Genomic DNA, 18225 nt, shown 5'->3' with positions numbered 1-18225 from the left:
TTTGTTTAGAGACAGGATGGTTTCAAACTGTCTTATTTAGTTGTCGCCTTTAGGCAGTACTAATATATCATATATCTAATATTTTCGCAATTAATTGGGATTAAGGCGGACTTGTAGGATCATCTACGATTAGTATCAAGATTGTAAGGTGGGGGTGGTGGCAGATACCTTTCCTCATCGCTCCACTGGCGAACCGGCCATCGGCCTAGGGCCTTGACCTGCCAAAGTCGCTCTTTGAAAAGGTATCTGCCACCACTTCAAATTTAGCAACTCTGCTTATCCCCTAATACTAGTGACGTACAAGTCCGCCTTGAATCACATATACATGCTACTCTATTAGAATATATGTAAAGTAGTCGCCTAAAAGGCGACTGCTTGTCTAAGCCAGTTTATGGGTATTATAGTGCTGGGTCTTCGACTCCGTTTGCGTGGAAGGCTTTAGCTCTGTCGATGCAGGTACCGCAGTGTCCGCATGGTTTGTCTCCGCCTTCGTAGCAAGACCAGGTTAAGTGGTATGGTACGTTGAGGCGTAGGCCTTCTTTTACGATGTCAGCTTTGTTGGCGTTAATAAAGGGTGCTTCTAAGGAGCATTCTTTACCAGAGCCTTCAAAGATGGCGTCGCCCATAGATTTGTAGAAGTGTTCTGTACAGTCAGGATAGGCATTACCCGCCGCATCATCACTGTGAGCACCGTAATAGATATAACCGCAGTCTAGAGATAGTGCCAAGGATGCTGCCGCAGATAGGAATAGACCATTTCTAAACGGTACATAAGTGCTCACCGTACCCTTCCCTTCTGCATCTTGTTGTTCTTTGTAGGAACCTTGCGGAATGTCTTCACTAGATTGTACTAACAGGGAGCAGTTACTGAAGGCAAATAGCTTGGTAACATCCATCGTTTTACCTTTCATATTATAGTACTCTAAAATAGCTATGGCAGCTTCTAATTCTTTACTATGTTTTTGACCATATTGAATCGATAAGGGCACCACATTGTCTTTACCAAATCGTTCAATGGCGAGGGCCAAACAAGTAGTACTGTCTACGCCACCGCTAAATAGAACAACAGCTTTTTGTTTTTGAGCCATAGTATCTCCTTTTCTATCACAACAGCCTCATCCGTAGATGAGGCTGTGCTTTTACATTCACTAAAATTTTATAGATCAATAACCAATTCTACTGGACAGTGATCGGAGCCAAAGATTTGTTGATGAATCTTCGCTTCTTGGATTTTATCATCAAGGCGTTTGGATGTGATGAAATAGTCAATTCTCCATCCTGTATTCCGTTCACGAGCTTTCCCCATATAGGACCACCAGCTGTATTGCTCAATAGCATCTGGATAGAGGTGACGGAATGTATCTGTAAAGCCTGCCCCTAAGAGTTCTGTCATCTTTGCACGTTCTTCATCGGAGAAGCCCGCATTTTTACGGTTTGTCTTAGGATTTTTTAGGTCGATTTCTTGATGGGCTACATTGAGATCACCACATAGAATGACAGGCTTTTTCTTATCTAATTCAAGTAGATAATTACGGAATGCGTCTTCCCAAGTCATACGATAATCAAGGCGAGCTAATTCACGTTGGCTATTCGGTGTATAACAGCATACCAAATAGAAATTATCGTATTCAGCAGTGATAACACGGCCCTCTTGATCGTGTTCTTCAATACCGATGCCATTAGTTACGGACAATGGCTTAATACGCGTGAATACAGCCGTGCCACTATAGCCTTTCTTAACTGCACTATTCCAATATTGCTCATACCCTGGCAACTCCAAAGAAATTTGATCGGGTTGCAATTTTGTTTCTTGCAGGCAGAAAATATCTGCATCTAATTCATTAAAGGATTCCATGAAACCCTTTGTTACAGCGGCGCGGAGGCCGTTTACATTCCAAGAAATTAATTTCAATTCTTACTCCTTTATAATACTTCTTTATAATACTTCGCATCAATCTAATACTATTCACCGTATTTAACTTGGTGAAAGTCTCTTTCACATAGAATATACGTCAAGTTTTTGCTTAATGTAAGCTAATCTAAAGATTATATGTTAGCAATACTACTGCTTTTTATGTTTCTTAGCATGTCTTGCTTCTGCACGAGCCTTACGGGCGTTTTCGTTGGCTTTAAGATCACTTTCACGTTTCTCACGGAAATAGTTAGCCACCGCCGACAAGACAAGAATCACTAATACAGTTACATTAAACATACCAGGTCCAAAGGTATAGATGTGATAACACAAATAACCAAAGGCAACGACTGTTAGTAATTGTTTTAATAGATTCATTCGCCCTCCTAAGTTAGTTTAATGTTTCTACACCTGTACTAAGCGGGAAGCCTTCATACGTTACCCAGTCACTAGAACTACCAACATATAAAGCAGATTCAAGTCCTACTTCACTCATGGTTAACAACGCATTGCAGGCAGTCACACCAGACCCACAGTACGTTACAACTGGCCTATTTTGGTAGATTTCGTTGTAATACTCAGCCTCTAAATCTTTCAAGGATTTAGGACCATCTACGGTATAGCCACTTTCATAAAAATGATTAACAGCCCCAGGAATATGCCCTGTCATACCATCCATCGTATCCACTTGAGATCCATCATAACGGAATGGCGCACGAGCATCAATAATAACATGATCTCCGCTTTCACTAGCCTTGAGCACCTCATCGCGACTCATAACCATATCCGTTTGCAACTCGTAGTTAAAAATAGATGGTTCAGCAGGTAACGGGGTCGGCTCTTTAGTTAAGAGATGGCCCTCTCGAACCCATCGTTCAATACCACCGGATAAAACGCGTACATCTGTTAAGCCCATGTAACGTAACGTCCACCAAAGACGGCCCGCTAAGAATAGCCACGAATCATATACTACAACCTTTGAGTTACGAGTGATGCCATAAGACTCAAAGGTATGAGCTAACTGTTCCATATCTGGCAATGGATGACGACCACCATGCTCGCCTAAAGGACCAGTCAAATCCTTGTCTAAATCTACCGCATAAGCCCCCTTAATATGGCCTTTTTTATAATCTTGATACCCTCTAGCATCTAAAATGATGACCTCATCGAAACAAGCTAATAATTCTTTAGGAGTGATAAAATTTGACATGTTGTACTCCTTTCTTTGATTATATCGAAAAATACAAATCTTTTAATATTATTATATACGACTATAGCGGGATATACAATTGAAAGCTACTGATATTAAAAACTCATCACAATTGCGTAACCCATCTTCAATGGCAGATAATACATTACGCCCTTCCCCATTAGCAATAAGTTCCGAAGATGTAGCAAAATTGATTAATTGATTCGATTCTGACATAACGAACTCCCTATATAATGAATACTATACTTGCTATTATACCAGCCGCAGCTACAACGTCTAGAGAGTATATAGTTTTACTTTTAAAAGTATATTTTTATAACAGCTTACAGCCTCATTCATCGTTTAATCGCTAATTATAAATATAAATACATGTCCAAATCTAACATTTTCATCTATTCCTTATAATTATCGTATCTATACGTCTTTTTTGCCACGTAAAGTTGTGATATAATGTAAATAATTACTCTTAGGACATTAGTCTGTCCAAATGGATCCAAAAGAGTTAGTGTGTTTTCAAGGAGCGTGCGCAGTTGAAAAAGGGGTACATCAAGTTAATAGCAGCCATTGTGCTCGGTGCTGCTATTATCGGTGGTGGGATCTATGGGGTGTATACACTCTTATCATCCAATACAACGACAATTTTATATCGATCAACCGTTGACGATAAAATCAACGCCATACGACCTTATATTGTTGCATTAGATGCATATAACTCATACAGTGTAGCCTATGCTAACCAATTACAGCCAACTCTTGAAGAGTTGCGCAATGGGTCTCATAATACGACGATTACCTTACCTAAATATAAGGAACTTAAAGCTGCATTAGAGGTAGCAAAACAAGATAGTTCTACACCCTACGAAGACGTAAACCAAGCGACAAATGACGTCCTCGTAGTACTTGATCAAATTATTCCTATTGCTGATCAGTTGCAATCTTACTATGTGGAACGTCGTTATGAAAAGGATAATTATAAAGGTAGCGATGAGCTAGCAGCTCAATATGTACCTTTAGCAGAACAGTTCTACGCTACATATAATGCATTAGACTTAGCTTTAGATAATCGTAATAATGAGCTTTATAACGAACGCATGACTGAGTATCAGGGAGAAAAGCGGGAAAATGCGGTTAACTTTATAGAGATAAATCTCATAACAGCACAAACTATTGACCTTATTGATCCAGATGGGAATACAGACACCCAAAAGGTAGAATCAAACTTACAACAAATTACACAACGCCTCAATAAATTACAACCTGGTACTACACCAGAAGTACAAAATGCGGTAAGAGAGTATCAAGACTCAGTAAAAGAATTTGTTGCAGAGGCACGCAACTACATTATTATCAACTCATCTTATGGCGAAGCTTATACGCAATTATTTACCAAGTATAATAAAATGATTGGCAAGGCCAATGCAGTTAACATGGCAGACTTAGATGTAACAGAAAAAAAATAATATTTAGATAACACAAAGGACTAGCCCATGCGAGCTAGTCCTTTTATTTTTATGTAAGCAGCAAACTTTATTTCTTTTTCAAATCTTTTGTAATGATGTAATATTCAGACGGTGTTATCTTGATACCATCAATATGTTTATTACCTACAATATTAATTTTAGGATACCCAAGGAATAATGCTACAGCGTTATCTAACATCAGTTGTTGGGCATTGATAACCGCATTACGACGCACCACTGGATCGCTACTACTTTCACCAAGAGCCAACAATTCATCGAAACGAGGATTAAAGAAGCCAGACCCATTAGTTTCAACGCCTATACCCCAATATTGTTTCAAGAACCATACTGGTTGACCCGTATTAGCGGTTACAACACTGGAGATAATCATATCATAATCACCAGATTGAGATAATGTGTCGATAACCGCATAATCTACGATTTTAATTCGTAAATCTACACCGATTTTTTTGTAGTCCGCTTGCAATGCTTCCGCATATAATGGCAATTCAGGACGAGTTGTGTAGGCATAAAAATCAAGTACGAGGTTTTCACCGTCTTTATCTACAATACCGTCGCCATTTGTATCTTCATAACCTTCACGTTTCAGTAATTCTTTAGCACGTTCTACATTATATTTATTAGGATCACGCAATTGGTTAAAGCCATAGTCTATGGATGGTGGCAATGGAGCCTTACCGGCTACGAAGGTATCCTTCATGAGGTTCTTCGCATAAGACTCACGGTCTGCTGCTGCAATGAGGGCTGCACGAAGATTAGGATTCTGTAGTTTCCCTTTTTGCCCTATACGAACAAATACGTCACGCAAGGAAGCCACTTCATAGATAGTGAATTTCTTATCATTTTGGAAGATACTATATTCACCAGGTCCAATGTTAACGGCCATATCTACATCGCCCGCTTGTAACGCCATAGCACGAGTATTCGCATCATTAATAGATGGGATTTCAACCTTAGCAAAGCCTGCCTTGCCATCCCAGTAATTATCATTGCGCTTTAGTTCAGCACGCTCTTTTGTGAAAGAGGATACTACATATGGACCAGTACCAATAGGACCTTCCTTTGCAATATCACGACCATTCGCCTCTGCTGTCACATCCATAATCAAAAACAATGGATCTCCTAACAAGTTGGGCAAATTATAATATTCCTTGTCAGTCTTGATGGTCAACTCCTGACCGTTAGCAGTAATTTCTGTATAGTTAAAGAACGTTTTTGCTCGTTTACTTTTAGCAAAAGTTCGTTCTAAAGATGCTTTTACCGCCTCAGCTGTCAAACTATTACCATTTGAGAATTTAACTTTATCATTGATGGTGAAAGTCCATGTTAACTTGTCATCACCTTGCTTCCAAGAGGTGGCAAGCCAAGGCGTTGCTTTCATTTGATCATCAAACTTGATAAGCGTTTCACCTATACCAAATCGTACAACGGCCCAACTAAAATAATTTTCCGTTGGTTCTAATGTGCCAGCAAAACTAATAGCCCCTACCTTTAATACATCATTAGATGAAGCAGAATCTTGATTCATACAACCAATAGTCCCGAGCATAGTCACACCAAGGGTCATACCAATTAGTAAAGCCTTGCGTAATCCTTTCATTTATACACCTAACCTTTCTACACACATTAACTATCTATTTATACTCAGATACTCACTATTTTTTGCATTAACATAATCTAGTAAATATAACCTGCTTTTACAATAGTTAATATAAAGAGAATCTATGTACATCACTTCATATGAGCATATCTTATTATACCCATAGGGGTATATTTTATACAGTCAACTATACTATATATTAGGTGTTAACACAATGTATAATTTGAGAAACATTTCAATATATCTATTAAAAAATTTCATATCTTAACTATGCATAAAAATAGCAGTTAGTCTTGAAACTAACTGCTATTTTAAGTTTACCTATCCGATGTAACTCTCTACATTTCAAATTTATACTTTTGAAATTTTGAAAGTAAATTTTCCTATTAAGCTTCTAATGCAGCCTCATCCAAGGTAAGCGGCTTATGATCTTGACCAATTTCAAAGATAGAGCTCAATAAAACCTTTGTATATGGATGTTTTGCATCCGCCAAGTGGAAAGCATCTAGTTCTTCAACGATAGCACCTTTGTACATTACGACCACCTTGTGGCACATCGTACGAATAAAGGCAATATCATGAGCAATAAATAGGTATGTTAAATTTTTCTTTTTTTGTAAACGCGCCAAAAGGTACGCAATGGAGTCTTGTACAGATACATCTAGGGCACTAGTAGCCTCGTCTAACACGAGGATTTCGGGCTCTAAAACGATAGCACGAGCAATGGCAACACGTTGGCGTTGACCACCAGACATTTCATGAGGATAGCGATGCATAAACTCGCGAGGTAAATCTACCATTTCCAGGTAGTCACCTGCGATTTGCTCTTCTTTTCCCTTTTCAAGAAGACCAAAATTATAAAGTGGCTCAAGAATGATATCTTTAACCTTCATACGTGGGTTAAAAGCTGCAGATGGATCTTGGAATACCATTTGAATCTTTTTACGATATTCTTTCGTTTGTTCAGAATTCATATGTTGAATCTCTACACCATCTACATAAATCTCGCCTTCCGTAATAGGAAGCATTTTCATGATCATACGAACCAATGTTGTTTTCCCAGAGCCAGATTCCCCTACAATCCCAAGGGACTGACCTTTTTCGAGAGTTATATTAATATCCTTACATGCTTCGAGTTCACCACCAGTGGGAAGTGGGAATCGTTTACATACATTTTTTAATTCTACTGCGTAGTTAGTCAATGTAACGACCTCCTCCCAATGTTGGTACAGCCTCTTTTAATTGTTTCGTATATTCATTAGATGGATTTTCCAAAATGTCTTTAGGAGTACCTGCATCTACGACACGGCCCTTTTTCATAACGATAATGTAGTCTGACATATACGCCGCTACACCAAGATTATGGGTTACCATTACGATTGCGGAGTTATGCTCTTTAGCTAGTTCAAGCATTTGCATAACCACTTGAGATTGTGTTGTTACATCGAGTGCAGATGTCGGTTCGTCACCGATGAGTAATGCTGGGTCCAATGCTAACGCCATAGCAATACCAACACGTTGACGTTGACCACCAGATAATTCGTGTGGATAACGGCGCAATATATCCGCTCCATTAGGAAGAGATACAGATTCTAATAACTCAATTGCTCGTCGATCACATTCATCATTAGTGATTTCAATATGAGATGTAAACAATTCTCTAAATTGTTTACCAATGCGAACAATTGGATCTAATGCACTACCACTATCTTGGAAAATCATAGCCATATCTTTACCACGTATGGCTCTCCATTCTGACTTAGATAGGGTACGAAGGTTGTGACCGTTAAAGATCATTGTACCGTCTGTAACCTCACCACCTACAGATAATAAACCCATGAGGGCCCGGATTACAGTAGTTTTACCGGATCCGGACTCACCTACAATGGTTAATACCTTACCGCGTTCCAAGGTAAAGTTCACATCCATAACAGCAGGCACACCTTGGTACGCAATGTTAAGGTTTTCTACAGTTAGTATGTTTTCTGCCATTATAGCTCCTCACTATTTTGTAATTTTGTTAGTAATCCAGTAGTAATCACTTGGGTACATTACAGCACCTTTCAAGTAAGAACCTGTAACGATATTAGTTTTAGGATAGCCTAAGAATAATGCAGCACCATCATTCATCAACAATTGTTGAATTTGCATTGCGTAATCACGACGTTTTGCTGGGTCGAATTCAGTTTCAGCTGCATCTAACAATTGGTCAACTTGTGGATTGGAGTAACCAGAACCATTTTGAGGGTTGGAGCCATTGTTGTTAGTGTGCCAATAGTTAGCCAAGAACCAGATTGGATCACCTGTATTAGCTGTTACAATGTTGGAGATAAGCATATCATAGTCGCCGTCTTGACCCATTTTATCGATCAAGTTATAGTCAACTGTTTTGATTTTCATATCGATGCCAACCTTTTTAAGGTCTGCTTGAACAGCTTCTGCATAAAGTGGTAATTCTGCACGAGAGTTATATACTATGAAGTTGAATGTTAATGGTTTGCCATCTTTATCAAGGATCCCATCGCCATCAGTATCTTTCCAACCATCTTCAGCCAACAATTGTTTAGAACGTTCAGGATTATACGCATTAGGATCTTTCAAATCGTTGAAGCCATAGTCCATGGATGGTGGAATTGGAGCAGAACCAGGAATAAATGTACCTTTTAACAATACATCAGCATAGTTTTTACGGTCTGTTGCAGAGATAACTGCAGCACGAACTTTGTCATCCCCAAGAATACCTTTTTGATTAATACGGGCCAATACGACACGAAGAGATGCGATTTCATCTACTTTGAATTTATCATTGCCTTGGAATAAACCAATTTCACCAGGACCGATGTTAACAGCCATATCTACGTCGCCAGATTGTAAGCTCAAAGCACGCGTATTAGGGTCATCGATGGAAGGAATTTCTACAGTTTTAAATGGTACTGTACCATCCCAGTAGTTTTCGTTCGCAGCCATTTCAGCACGTTCTTTAGTGAAGGATTTAACTACATATGGGCCTGTACCGATAGGACCTTCCTTCGCAAAGTTACGGCCATCTTTTTCAGCTTGAACGTCAACGATTAGGAACAACGGATCCGCTAAAAGGCCAGGCATATTAGGATATTCTTTTGTTGTATGAATAACTAATTGTTGACCATTAGCTTCCATAGAGTCATATTCGAAGAATGTTTTCGCACGATTAGACTTTGCAAAAGCACGTTCAATAGACGCCTTTACAGCTGCTGCATCAACTTTTTTACCATTGGAGAATTTCACCTTATCATTGATTGTGAAAGTCCACGTTTTATGATCTGGGGATACTTCCCATTTAGATGCAATCCATGGTTGAGGTTTCATTTGTTCGTCAAACTTAGCCAATGTTTCACCTACACCATAGCGCATTACAACCCATGCGAAGAAGTTTTCTGTAGGTTCTAATGTGGATGCGAAGTTAGTAACGCCTACTTTTAATACATCTTTGTTAGCAGCACCATTATTATCAGACCCACAACCAGCTATGAAGGAACCCATCATTACAATACTAAGACCTGCTAAAAGGGCCTTTTTCCAAGATTTTTTCATGTAAAATCTCCTTGTACAATTACATACAAAACATAAAAACATTTAAACATCAAGACTATGATAATCCAAAATAGTCAGTGATGGAAAAACCATTATTTATACCTATTCACATAGAAGCTTTTACAAGAGAAATTACCACCAAAAGCTTTCAAAACATGAATAGATATACTATATTATCCTTGGTTTTTAGGATCCACTACATCACGTAAGGAATCGGACCAAAGATTAAAAATAGCAACCACGATAAGGATGGACATACCAGGGAATGCCATGAGCCATGGACTCGTTTGCAAGTACTGGCGACCCTCGTTAAGCATAAGACCCCATTCTGGAGTCGGTGGCTGAGCACCAAAGCCAAGGAAGGATAAACCTGCTACCTCAATCATGATAGCCCCGATATCTAATGCACCTGTTGTAATAACGAGAGGCATAATATTAGGAATGATATGACGTCTGATGATGGCCGTCGTAGATGCGCCCATCATAACAGCAGCCGTTACATATTCCTCACCGCGCACCTTGAGCGTCATAGAACGTACAATACGAGCATATTTTGCCCAACCTACAACAGATAAGGCTAAAATCGTATTTACAATGCTACCACCTAGAATACCAGCAATAGCAATAGCCAATACGATACCAGGGAATGATAACATAATATCAGCTAGGCGCATGAGGACCATTTCGACTTTGCCGCCAAAATATCCTGCTATAGCACCGATGATAGTACCAATGCTCACCATGATAACGACGATGGATACGCCCATGAACAAGGATAATTGAGTACCATAAATGATACGAGATAATACATCACGTCCTAATTTATCTGTACCAAACCAATGTTGGCTGCTTGGTGCTTGCAATGCCTGATTTATATTTGAGGTGAAAGCATCGCCCGGTGCAAGCCAGGGTGCAAAGATAGCGATGAGAACAATGATAATCATCAACCCACTATAGAAAGAGAACAATTTATGTTTTTGAATAAATTCTGCCATTATGCTCTCTCCCTTTTCAATCTAGGGTCTAATAAGATATATGATGCATCAACCAATGCGTTAATACACATATATGCTAAAGCAACCCACAACACAAAACCTTCAATCAATGGATAATCGCGCATAGTAATAGCATAAATTGCCATATTCCCAAGTCCCGGCCAAGAGAATACCATTTCTACGACTGCCACACCACCTAGTAACCAACCAATAACAACACCAAGAATAGTGATGAGTGGTAACACCGCATTAGGTAAAATATGACCGAATAAAATTTTTATCTCACTAACACCGCGAGCACGAGCGCCAATAACATAATCCTTTTGCATTTCCTCAAGGATAACGAGCCGCACTTGACGCATGTATTTAGACCCAACAACAACTGCCAAAGTAATAGCGGGCAAAATAACACCAGACGCAGTCACTCGAGAGGATGCAATCGGTACAAGGCCCAATTTAAGACCGAAGATGTAAATCAGTACAAGACCTAACCAGAACGTAGGCATAGATACGCCTACGAAGGATAGAAATCTCAACACATAATCAACCCATTTGTTACGATTTAAGGCGCTTATAATACCTGCAGGCAATGCATAGAGCAGCGTAAATACTAAAGCCGTACCCGCTAACATTAATGTACCTGGTAAAGCCTCCAACATACGATCTACTACTGGTTTTTTAGCAGAATAACTCATCCCTAAATCACCTTGTGCGGCATTGACGACCCAGTTTGCATACTGTACTACAAATGGTTTATCTAACCCAAGCTGAGCTCGAGTTTCATCGATAAGCTCCTGAGATACGATAGTATCTGCCGTTTCAAGTAACATCGTTACTGGGTCACCTGGTGCTAAATAGGTGAGACAAAATGTCAAAAATGTGATGCCAAACAAGGTAACAATAAATTGCCCCAATTGTTTGACAAAGCGTTTGCCCATAGGCGCCTCCTAAACTCTCTAAACACTAACAACAATTCAAATGACAAACTAATGGTACTAGCTTTTTTATATAGCGATGAAGCTTAAAGGCTAGGGAACGAAAAAAGGTTAGTCGCCCGACTAACCCAAATTAAGCACAGCATATGTATACCATGCCTTTAGAGCAGGCTTTCTGACTCTGATTCATCGCAACATTTCGGCCTTCCCAGTTTCCCAGTGACCCTATAATGAAACCTTGCTCCTCATTACAGCTATTTGCATAGTATGGGTTTTTCACCCATTTTCCTCTTTTACGCTCGGTAAATACCGACACTCACTAGTTCATTCATTTTTATCGATTATAAATATACTATATTAACACTCTATTTACAATACATATACCCCTTATGGGTATATATATTTCACGTATTTTCAATATAATTTTTATACTGATAAAAAATATTGATTAGTGATTAAATTCACAATCCTGCATAAAACCATATAAATTAACTTATATAAATAATTTTTTATTATATTTACTGTATAAGACGGTATATATATTAATTTTAATAATAACAAAGCAACGTAAAAACTTTATTATAAAATCTTTTTATGCACAGCAAAAATTTGATTAATAATAAAAATGCTCTTTAAGTTTTTTCAAATTAGACACTCATGAATTATAAGTCTAATTTATAATTATCATAAAAAAGAGGCTATTACCGAAGTAATAGCCTCTAATAAGACGAGATGTATTCAGTTAATCAATACTTTGTTGTAAGCGGTGTGCTCTGCGTGTATCCCACGCTTTACGCAAAACATAAATCACCAAACCTATGCTTACTGCCACTGCGCTACCTACCATAGCATCAAAACCACATGCGTAGATTGCATATAGACAATAAAGAACGCCTATACCGAACAAGTAATTAGAGCGTTTAATACGACTTTCAGCTACGCCAGCCATACGCATCATTGTAGGTACTGCCAAAATGCACAATACATACGGTACTACGTTAGTTACAACCGCTAAGTTTACTAAGATTTCAAATTGCTCACGCAAGGATTCGCTTGCAGTGAATAAAGTAAGTAATGTTTCAACAGCGAGTAAAATCAATACACCACGAACAGGAGCATCTTTGCTATTTACACGAGCGAATATTTTAGGGAAGTAACCATGTTCTGCTGCACTTTTGAAGACGCGAGACAATGTGAATTGCCAGCAAAGCAAAGCGCCAAAGCAAGAAATAACCATAGCAGCCATAACGATGTTTGCAATTGTATCATTGAACATGTATACGAATGTCAAACCGAATGGTGCATTAGAATTTAATAAATCAACGTTAGGCACAATACCTGCCATAACGTTTGTGGACAAGATATAAACCACGGCCACTGCTAATGTACCCGCCACAGTTGCGATAGGTACGTTTTTCTTTGGATTCTCAACAGCATCAGCATTAGCCGCTGCGGACTCAAATCCTAGGAAGCCCCATAAAGTTAGGGAAATAGATTGTTTTACCGCATCATAAAGCGGAAGATCATTTGGGTTCCATGCCGCCCAATAAATAGATGGATCAAACCAATACCAGCCGATTGTACCGATTAATAAAACCGGAACAATAGAGCCCCAAATAGTCATATTGCTGAGTCGACCTGTGAAACGATTCCCTCTGAAGTTTAGAATCGCTGCAAACCACAAGAGCACAATTGTTACCTGACTTGTTTGTGTCGCATTGAGGTCAACGCCAAAGAAAGCTGCGCCATAACCTACGGCAGATACCGCGATGGCGATATTAGCAATGATGAGAGATATGCTGTAAGCATAGCTCGCCATAAAATGTCCAGTTTTACCGAAGCGATGTTCTGCATAACCGCCCATGCCCCCTTGTTTTTGGGAGAACATACCCGCTTGAGCAAAAATATACGCTAGTAAAAGCGCACCCACAGCTGTCACGAGCCAAGATAAAACTGAAATAGTACCAACTTGAGCCAAATTAGTTGGTAACATAATGATCCCAGCTCCTAGCATATTGGCTGCTACCATTGTGGTTAGCTGGAATACAGACATTTTTTTAGCGGTGGTTTTCATGTATCAATCCCCTTTCACTAAGGTGAATTTTTTCTCGTCCATAATTCACTTAAAATATATATACCGCTAAGTAAATCCAGTTCGTGCTGTGATGGGCTTGAATGTGAATTTACCGTTTTTATTCTTATTACGAGTTAAATAATAACACCTATGAAACCAAAATAAAAGTACTTTATTGGCGGACAAGCTATATTACACGAATTGAATAAATCATAGGTAATTTATCATCAAAATTGAACAGAACTCATTTTAATTGTGGCAAAGTATATTTTTACCCTATTTTATTCTGTGTATAGATGTAATTTTTCCTATCTATCACGGTTATAGTGTCCTAGTACAAGACTATTATTTCCTCACAGTCCACTATATGTGTACACACAAATGCATCATTTTAATAGTGAATTATCAATTAGAATTTTGGGATTTATAGGTATCGTCTAGCTTTTAAATAAAAAATCGATATACATATAAGTATAATGGGCAATATTAGACCCTTAATGAAATCCTTATATGTATATCGATCTCAGACTTTCAAATTTATATTGATAATTATTCTTTACTTTTATTGTTGATGTATTCTTACACTACTTTTATGCCTGTACGGATTCAATAATATGTTTCCATTCAGTAATTTGTTTTTCTTCTGTAGCGATAATAGCTTTGCCATTATTACGTTGTCGTTCCACACACTCCGGAGCCGTACCAGAATAGTTATTACGACCTGCAACACAAGCTTCAATGGAAATGGCATCAAGAATATCCGCATCAAAGTGATGAGAGATTGCTTTGAAGTCCTCTACCGATAAATCAAGAAGTACACAACCTTTTTCGATGCAATGATGCACCGCATTACCTACGATTTCATGGGCTTCACGGAATGGGACACCTTTCTTCGCAAGATAATCTGCCATATCCGTAGCATTAGAGAAGTCGTCATCAAGGACTGCTTTCATATGAGCCCCATTGACCTTCATACCACGAATCATAGCCGCATTAATGGACAATGCGAAGTGTACTGTATCAATAGCATCGAAGATACCTTCTTTATCCTCTTGCATATCCTTGTTGTATGTAAGAGGCAAGCCTTTCAAAGTTGTTAAAAGGCCTAACAAATGACCATAGGTACGGCCTGTTTTGCCACGAACCAGCTCGCAAACGTCAGGATTTTTCTTTTGAGGCATGATGCTAGAGCCCGTGCAGTGAGCATCATCAAGTTCAATAAAATTGAACTCATTGGTAGACCACAAGATCAACTCTTCGCTAAGACGACTCAAGTGCATCATCACTAGAGATGCAAAGGACAAGAATTCAACTACGTAGTCACGGTCAGATACGGCGTCCATACTATTTTCGTAAATACGAGAAAAGCCCAAAAGCTTTTGCGTATATGTTTGATCAATGCCGTATGTAGAACCAGCTAATGCGCCGGCCCCAAGTGGCATGATGTCAGCATGTTTGAATACCATCAACAAACGATCAAAATCGCGTTCCAACATAGAGAAATAGGCCATCATATGATGCCCAAACAATACAGGTTGAGCCCGTTGTAAGTGCGTATAGCCAGGCATGATAACATCACTATACTTTTCAGCTGTTTCGATGAGAGCCTTCTGCATATCTACGATGAGTTCACCCATTTCCACAACAGCTTTACGCACGTACATGTGCAAGTCTACTGCGCATTGGTCATTACGGCTACGGCCGGTATGCAAACGACCACCCGCTTCACCGATGTCATCAGTTAAACGCTTTTCAATATTCATATGAATATCTTCAAGAGCTACAGAAAATGGGAATTCCCCTTTATCGATTTGCCCTTTAATCTTTGCTAAACCTGCTAAAATTGCATCTCGATCTGCGTCGGAGATAATATTTTGTTTTGCTAGCATAGTCGCATGTGCCTTGCTGCCTGCAATATCTTCGGCGTACATCCGCGCATCAAAAGCGATAGAGGATGTAAAATCCTCTACCGCTTTATCAGTGCCTTTTGTGAAACGCCCGCCCCACAATTTAGCCATTATTTACCTGCTTTCTCTTTCATCAGTGCATTAATTTTGAGAGGTAAACCGAACAAGTTAATGAAGCCTTCTGCATCAGATTGATCGTATACATCATCTTCTTCAAATGTTACGAAATCTTCGCTGTACAAGGAATATGGGGAAGTGCTGCCCGCAGAAATGATATTTCCTTTGTACAATTTAAGTTTTACTTCACCAGTTACAGTTTTTTGAGTTTCATCAACAAACGCTTGTAATGCGTTCATCAATGGTGCAAACCACATGCCATCATATACGAGTTCAGCGTATTTGTTAGCAATGAGTTCTTTGTAGTGGTATGTAGCTCTGTCGAGGCAAAGGTATTCAAGTTCTCTGTGAGCATACATGATGATAGAGCCACCTGGGTTTTCATAAACACCACGAGATTTCATACCTACCAATCTATTTTCGACGATATCTACAACGCCTACACCATAGTGTGCACCGATTTCGTTGAGTTTTTCTAATATTTGTAATGGAGTACCTTCTTGACCATCTACAGCTACAGGTACACCTTCTTTGAAGGATACAGTTACATAACCAGCTTCATCTGGAGCTTGTTCAGGAGTATGTGTTACCAAGTACACATCATCTTTAGGCGCATTTGCTGGATTTTCAAGATCGCCGCCTTCATGGGACAAATGCCATACGTTTTGGTCCATAGAATATGGGTGAGATTTTGTAGCTACAACTGGAATATCGTGTTTAGCAGCATATTCCATGCAATCTGTTCTAGATTTCAAATCCCATTCTCTCCAAGGAGCAATGATTTTCATGTTAGGAGCTAATGCTTTGATAGTCAACTCAAAACGAACTTGGTCATTACCTTTACCAGTCGCACCGTGAGCGATTGCATCAGCCCCTTCTTTTTTAGCAATATCTACAAGGATTTTACCAATTAAAGGTCTAGCAAAGGATGTACCTAATAAATATTTGCCTTCATAAACTGCACCAGCTTTTATTGTAGGCCAAATATAATCTTTTACAAACTCTTCCTTAGCGTCAACGATGTACGCTTTAGATGCGCCAGATTTGATTGCTTTTTTCTCAACTGCATCATAATCCTCAGGTTGGCCCAAGTCTACACACACAGCAATAACTTCAGCGCCATAATTTTCTTTTAACCAAGGAATGATAACAGAAGTATCTAAGCCACCAGAATATGCGAGTACTACTTTATTTGCTTTACCCATGATAACACCTCATAAACCACTATCTATTTAAACTCATATAATCAATACAATATCAGATAATTGTGAAAGCACCGTGGTATTTTCTATCCCGACAGGCATTTTCTCCTTCTGACAAAAAATAGTATACACCTGTATAATTATAAATGCAAGTATTATTTTTATTCACTTTAATAATATATTTCTTTTCCGAACTAATAAAAAACTATATCTAGTAATCGAACACCAGATATAGCTTATTAAATATATTAAGTTATTCTTCCACAAGCTCTAAGTCCTGTTCATACGCATAGTCTGCTTCTGCTTGTGTAATCATGCCTTGGTCTACCATTTGTTCGAGCACCAGCTTTTGTCGAGCTTTAGCCCCTTCATAGTTCGTGTAAGGATCTAAATAGGACGGTGCATTAGGTAATGCTGCGAGTAAAGCGCTTTGCCCCAATGTTAATCGACTGGGACTCGTCCCAAAGTATCCGTGAGCTGCTTCGTAGATACCATAATAATTATGGCCATAATATACGGTATTCAAATACATAGTTAGAATTTCTTCCTTAGAGTAGTAATGTTCCATTTCACTAGCGAGGATGGCCTCTTCCACCTTACGACTCATAATGCGCTTCGAGGAAAGGAAAAGATTTTTTACGAGTTGTTGTGTAATAGTACTACCGCCTTCTAGCGTTTCACCTGCTATGGTATTTGTGTACAAGGCGCGAATAATACCGAGTACATCAATAGCTCCATGTTTATAATACCGCTTATCCTCAATAGCAATTAATGCATTTTTTGTATACTCAGGAATAACATCCCCTTTCACCCAATGTTCTTTTGAAACACGTTGATTAAGAGCTATCTGTACTTTATCTCTAAATGTAAACAGGCGTATAATTCGATCTGTACGACTGAGCGTGTCTTCACTTTGTTCTATTTGTTTTTCAACAAGTGTATGAGCTTTACTCTCACGATTTGTCCCTTGAAAGCTATGGTATCCGTCATATATAAACATAGCCAAAATCATGACCACCACGAATACAACTAGGTTTCGAAGGTAGCGAAATACTTTCATTTCTTTCACCTATTTCTTAAAGGTCTGTAATATAAACACATGTAAACATAAGTTTATAATCTAGCCATCTATACAATACCTTATATACATATACAAATATAAAGTATATTAAATGTATTGTATCACATCAATCAAGAAGAAGATATGTAAAACACTAGT

Annotated in this window: 16 protein-coding genes and 1 riboswitch; of the genes, 1 reads left to right on the top strand and 15 read right to left on the bottom strand. The window is 38.8% G+C overall.

Annotation, left to right across the window (positions count from 1 at the left end):
• Nucleotides 1-398: 398 nt before the first annotated feature.
• The 5 genes from queC to E7K77_RS07835 form a co-directional block, all read right to left on the bottom strand.
• Entirely contained in the window at nt 399-1088 is a 690-nt protein-coding gene (gene queC, locus E7K77_RS07855) for a 7-cyano-7-deazaguanine synthase QueC (protein WP_008602419.1), read from the bottom strand.
• Nucleotides 1089-1156: 68 nt separating this feature from the next.
• Nucleotides 1157-1912 carry an exodeoxyribonuclease III gene (locus tag E7K77_RS07850; protein ID WP_004695049.1) on the bottom strand — a complete coding sequence of 252 codons (756 nt, stop codon included), beginning with the start codon at nt 1910-1912 and terminating at the stop codon, nt 1157-1159.
• Between the two features lie 150 nt (nt 1913-2062).
• Nucleotides 2063-2290: a hypothetical protein gene (locus E7K77_RS07845; protein ID WP_008602417.1), complete on the bottom strand. Its 228-nt coding sequence runs from the start codon at nt 2288-2290 to the stop codon at nt 2063-2065.
• Between the two features lie 13 nt (nt 2291-2303).
• Nucleotides 2304-3122 (bottom strand): sulfurtransferase, encoded by an 819-nt coding sequence (locus E7K77_RS07840; RefSeq protein ID WP_008602416.1) that lies wholly within the window; start codon nt 3120-3122, stop codon nt 2304-2306.
• 51 nt (nt 3123-3173) lie between these two features.
• Entirely contained in the window at nt 3174-3338 is a 165-nt protein-coding gene (locus tag E7K77_RS07835; protein ID WP_008602413.1) for a hypothetical protein, read from the bottom strand.
• A gap of 314 nt (nt 3339-3652) precedes the next feature.
• Between E7K77_RS07835 and E7K77_RS07830 the strand changes: the two genes are divergently transcribed.
• Nucleotides 3653-4582, top strand: coding sequence for a DUF3829 domain-containing protein (locus E7K77_RS07830; RefSeq protein ID WP_008602411.1), 930 nt, complete (start codon nt 3653-3655; stop codon nt 4580-4582).
• A gap of 67 nt (nt 4583-4649) precedes the next feature.
• Here E7K77_RS07830 and E7K77_RS07825 read toward each other — a convergent pair whose 3' ends face one another.
• The 10 genes from E7K77_RS07825 to E7K77_RS07780 all read right to left on the bottom strand — a co-directional run bounded on the left by E7K77_RS07825 (nt 4650) and on the right by E7K77_RS07780 (nt 18066).
• On the bottom strand, nt 4650-6203 hold the full coding sequence (locus tag E7K77_RS07825) for an ABC transporter substrate-binding protein (RefSeq protein WP_325306114.1): 1554 nt from the start codon (nt 6201-6203) through the stop codon (nt 4650-4652).
• Between the two features lie 386 nt (nt 6204-6589).
• Nucleotides 6590-7405 carry an ABC transporter ATP-binding protein gene (locus tag E7K77_RS07820; protein WP_101928478.1) on the bottom strand — a complete coding sequence of 272 codons (816 nt, stop codon included), beginning with the start codon at nt 7403-7405 and terminating at the stop codon, nt 6590-6592.
• On the bottom strand, nt 7398-8195 hold the full coding sequence (locus E7K77_RS07815) for an ABC transporter ATP-binding protein (RefSeq protein ID WP_187002389.1): 798 nt from the start codon (nt 8193-8195) through the stop codon (nt 7398-7400). The genes E7K77_RS07820 and E7K77_RS07815 overlap by 8 nt, the downstream gene beginning before the upstream one ends.
• Before the next feature lie 12 nt (nt 8196-8207).
• Nucleotides 8208-9776: an ABC transporter substrate-binding protein gene (locus tag E7K77_RS07810; RefSeq protein ID WP_004697531.1), complete on the bottom strand. Its 1569-nt coding sequence runs from the start codon at nt 9774-9776 to the stop codon at nt 8208-8210.
• Between the two features lie 173 nt (nt 9777-9949).
• On the bottom strand, nt 9950-10771 hold the full coding sequence (nikC, locus tag E7K77_RS07805; protein WP_021148552.1) for a nickel transporter permease: 822 nt from the start codon (nt 10769-10771) through the stop codon (nt 9950-9952).
• Nucleotides 10771-11709, bottom strand: a complete 939-nt coding sequence (gene nikB / locus E7K77_RS07800; protein ID WP_004697516.1) for a nickel ABC transporter permease — start codon at nt 11707-11709, stop codon at nt 10771-10773. Before nikB ends, nikC begins: the two co-directional genes overlap by 1 nt.
• A gap of 145 nt (nt 11710-11854) precedes the next feature.
• A riboswitch (cobalamin riboswitch) is annotated at nt 11855-12042 on the bottom strand.
• 406 nt (nt 12043-12448) lie between these two features.
• On the bottom strand, nt 12449-13780 hold the full coding sequence (gene potE / locus E7K77_RS07795; protein ID WP_004697529.1) for a putrescine-ornithine antiporter: 1332 nt from the start codon (nt 13778-13780) through the stop codon (nt 12449-12451).
• Between the two features lie 590 nt (nt 13781-14370).
• Nucleotides 14371-15798: an argininosuccinate lyase gene (gene argH, locus E7K77_RS07790; RefSeq protein WP_278467658.1), complete on the bottom strand. Its 1428-nt coding sequence runs from the start codon at nt 15796-15798 to the stop codon at nt 14371-14373.
• Nucleotides 15798-17009 (bottom strand): argininosuccinate synthase, encoded by a 1212-nt coding sequence (locus E7K77_RS07785; protein ID WP_278467655.1) that lies wholly within the window; start codon nt 17007-17009, stop codon nt 15798-15800. The genes argH and E7K77_RS07785 overlap by 1 nt, the downstream gene beginning before the upstream one ends.
• Nucleotides 17010-17259: 250 nt before the next feature.
• Nucleotides 17260-18066 carry a transglycosylase domain-containing protein gene (locus E7K77_RS07780; RefSeq protein WP_058948111.1) on the bottom strand — a complete coding sequence of 269 codons (807 nt, stop codon included), beginning with the start codon at nt 18064-18066 and terminating at the stop codon, nt 17260-17262.
• Between the last annotated feature and the right edge of the window lie 159 nt (nt 18067-18225).

This window comes from Veillonella parvula, assembly GCF_032577575.1.
In the GTDB taxonomy this organism is placed as follows: Bacteria; Bacillota; Negativicutes; order Veillonellales; family Veillonellaceae; genus Veillonella.
Note: the sequence above shows the minus strand (reverse complement) of the source record. Positions and strands in the feature narration are given on the sequence as shown.

Coding starts and splice junctions, on each gene's coding strand:
- E7K77_RS07835 (WP_008602413.1), bottom strand. CDS start 3,338: ATGTCAGAATCGAATCAATTAATCAATTTTGCTACATCTTCGGAACTT.
- E7K77_RS07780 (WP_058948111.1), bottom strand. CDS start 18,066: ATGAAAGTATTTCGCTACCTTCGAAACCTAGTTGTATTCGTGGTGGTC.
- E7K77_RS07810 (WP_004697531.1), bottom strand. CDS start 9,776: ATGAAAAAATCTTGGAAAAAGGCCCTTTTAGCAGGTCTTAGTATTGTA.
- E7K77_RS07815 (WP_187002389.1), bottom strand. CDS start 8,195: ATGGCAGAAAACATACTAACTGTAGAAAACCTTAACATTGCGTACCAA.
- E7K77_RS07785 (WP_278467655.1), bottom strand. CDS start 17,009: ATGGGTAAAGCAAATAAAGTAGTACTCGCATATTCTGGTGGCTTAGAT.
- nikB (WP_004697516.1), bottom strand. CDS start 11,709: ATGGGCAAACGCTTTGTCAAACAATTGGGGCAATTTATTGTTACCTTG.
- argH (WP_278467658.1), bottom strand. CDS start 15,798: ATGGCTAAATTGTGGGGCGGGCGTTTCACAAAAGGCACTGATAAAGCG.
- E7K77_RS07845 (WP_008602417.1), bottom strand. CDS start 2,290: ATGAATCTATTAAAACAATTACTAACAGTCGTTGCCTTTGGTTATTTG.
- potE (WP_004697529.1), bottom strand. CDS start 13,780: ATGAAAACCACCGCTAAAAAAATGTCTGTATTCCAGCTAACCACAATG.
- E7K77_RS07825 (WP_325306114.1), bottom strand. CDS start 6,203: ATGAAAGGATTACGCAAGGCTTTACTAATTGGTATGACCCTTGGTGTG.
- nikC (WP_021148552.1), bottom strand. CDS start 10,771: ATGGCAGAATTTATTCAAAAACATAAATTGTTCTCTTTCTATAGTGGG.
- E7K77_RS07840 (WP_008602416.1), bottom strand. CDS start 3,122: ATGTCAAATTTTATCACTCCTAAAGAATTATTAGCTTGTTTCGATGAG.
- queC (WP_008602419.1), bottom strand. CDS start 1,088: ATGGCTCAAAAACAAAAAGCTGTTGTTCTATTTAGCGGTGGCGTAGAC.